At 56.6% G+C, this 2,150-nt stretch carries 4 protein-coding genes; all 4 read right to left on the reverse strand.

The window, feature by feature from the left end; translation table 11 throughout:
- Positions 1 to 111: 111 nt before the first annotated feature.
- The 4 genes from C814_RS21070 to C814_RS21085 are packed head-to-tail and all read right to left on the reverse strand — an operon-like array spanning position 112 to position 1,967.
- Positions 112 to 810, reverse strand: coding sequence for a hypothetical protein (locus tag C814_RS21070; protein ID WP_016317484.1), 699 nt, complete (start codon positions 808 to 810; stop codon positions 112 to 114).
- On the reverse strand, positions 807 to 1,001 hold the full coding sequence (locus tag C814_RS21075) for a hypothetical protein (protein ID WP_004054605.1): 195 nt from the start codon (positions 999 to 1,001) through the stop codon (positions 807 to 809). The genes C814_RS21070 and C814_RS21075 overlap by 4 nt, the downstream gene beginning before the upstream one ends.
- The gene (locus tag C814_RS21080; protein ID WP_016317485.1) at positions 998 to 1,720 is read right to left on the reverse strand and encodes a DUF4366 domain-containing protein; all 723 of its coding nucleotides are present in this window, start codon (positions 1,718 to 1,720) and stop codon (positions 998 to 1,000) included. The genes C814_RS21075 and C814_RS21080 overlap by 4 nt, the downstream gene beginning before the upstream one ends.
- Positions 1,710 to 1,967 (reverse strand): DUF4315 family protein, encoded by a 258-nt coding sequence (locus C814_RS21085; RefSeq protein ID WP_016317486.1) that lies wholly within the window; start codon positions 1,965 to 1,967, stop codon positions 1,710 to 1,712. The genes C814_RS21080 and C814_RS21085 overlap by 11 nt, the downstream gene beginning before the upstream one ends.
- Between the last annotated feature and the right edge of the window lie 183 nt (positions 1,968 to 2,150).

The following is a 2,150-nucleotide window of genomic DNA, read 5'->3' on the forward strand; positions in this document are numbered from 1 at the left end:
GCCAGATGCCCCACGCACCAGCTGACCCGCCAGCCGTTCCCTTCCAGATACCCGTCCTTGCGGGCATTGGCCCCGATTACAGCGGACAGGCTTTGGGCCACCGACGGTTTTTCAGCAATCACAAGGCGCATAATCTTCATCCTCCCATTCTTCCCGCATAGATGTACGCAGCTTTTCCTCAATGCTGTTGTCCTCTGTCAGCATCAGGTCATAGCCGAACCGGTAATCATATCGGTACAGTTTTCCTACCAGATCATTGATGAGGATACGGCAGGCCAGAATGACACGTTTTTTATCCACCTGCATCAGCTGGTAGCGTTGATAATCGCTGTAATAGGACTCATGCCGGTGCGCGCGGCTGTTGGCGTCCTCCAGCAGCCAGTCCACCGGGTCCTGGCAGCCTTCCTCTTTTTCCCCCTCCATATATTTCAGCAGTTCCATCACCATCGGAAAACTCTGCTCGTCCATGCGGGCTTCTTCTTTCAGATAGCCGATCAGGGCGCATAAAAGCAGGCGGGCCGCTGTCTGTTCCCGTTCCGTTAAAGCCTCCATCGTCTTTGCGGCGTCCGGCAGAAGCCTTTCTTCTACAAAAGTTTCCACATCGCCGGAGTACAGCTGGCGGATGGAATCTATGGACAGCGGGGCGGCTGTGTCGCCATCCATAGAAAAGTCATAGAGGTCGTCGCTCTGTGCAGGCTTTTTCCGAAGTTTGCGTGTCAGGGCAGTCAGAATATCGCCGCCCAGATACACCGCCAGACAGCACAGGTCAAAAACAGCAACGATTTTGATAAATAAAATAAGATACTTCATTTCCGATCTCTCCTTTCTTTCAGCTGCTTTTCCAGTTCCCGGTGGCAGAATCCCACACAGGGCCTCCCGTAGTTGCCGCAGCCATAGCAGGGGTGGCTTTTGGGTAAAGAAGGAGGGCGGGAAGTTTTCTTCCTGCCCTCCGGTTTCTGTGTCATCATGCGCTCAAAGGGGCTGTCGGTGAAGCGGGTCATTCCGGTTCTTCCTCACTTTCCTCCGGTTCCTCCTCCGCGCCCTCCTCGGATTCCCACAGCTCATCTTCCTCATCGCCGTAGTCATAATCGTCCAGATTGTCCGGGCCTTTGGTTTTCGGCTTGTTCTTCATAAACTTGAAGTAGTAGAGCGCGCCCCCGCCGCCTAACAGAGCCACAACCAAAAGCAGGACAGCCGGATTCATGCCGGACTTTTTCTCCGGTTCCGGCTCCGCTGCAGGCGGCTCCTCCGGTTCCGCCGCCTTGCCGGTACAGCTTGTCATGGTAAAGGCGCAGACCGGGCAGTTCCGGTTGATTGCGCCTGCCTGACATTTTTCGGTGCAGCCGCAAACAGCGGGAGGCTCCTCGCTGTCCCCGTCCTCCATCAGCGCCATCAGATCGGCCTCGTCCACCTGGTTGAGAAAATGGACGGTGTTTTCCCCCTCGTCATCCCGGTCCACCAGGATGTAGAAGTAGTTGCCGTTTTTGGTGGTAACGGTAATCAGCTGCTTGTTCCCGCCGTAATCGTCCACCAGGGTGGCGTTGCCATCCGGGGTGAGGGGCGGCGTTTCCTCCGGCTGCTCCACCTGTACGTTGGAATCGTTGGTTTCATCAGCCGGTTCCCCGCCGCCGCCCGCGTAGGCGGGGACAGAAAAACCGCCCATAAGAACCAGGGCGGTGCAAAGCGCGGCCAGTGTCCGCAATAGTTTTTTAGATTTCATCGTGATTTTCCTCCTTTTCCTGGGCGTCTGGCGCAGGCGTTCCCACGCCGGGAATCCCGCCGCCGGACAGCAGCGCGTTCAGTTCCTGCGGGGTCATGCGGACCGCCCGCACCAGCTGGACGATTTGCAGGTTCTCCGCCTCGGTTTTCTGCGCCTCCAATTCCCGCAGCTTGTTCTGGTATTCCGCCAGCTTTTCGCGGGTCTTTGCGATCTCCCGGTCAATCCGGTCGATTTTGTTCGTTGCCATCTGTAACACTCCTTCCCACATGGTTTAGTTCCAGTTCATCAGGCCGTAGCCCTTGATGCACTGGTAATTCAGGTCATAGCTTTTGATTTTGCAGGCGTCGCCGGAATTGCCCTCCACCGTATAGACCCGGCTCCCGTCTGTGCCGATCACAATGCCGACATGGTCGGCGGAACCGTCCAAATC

This window comes from Anaerotruncus sp. G3(2012), assembly GCF_000403395.2.
GTDB lineage: Bacteria > Bacillota > Clostridia > Oscillospirales > Ruminococcaceae > Anaerotruncus.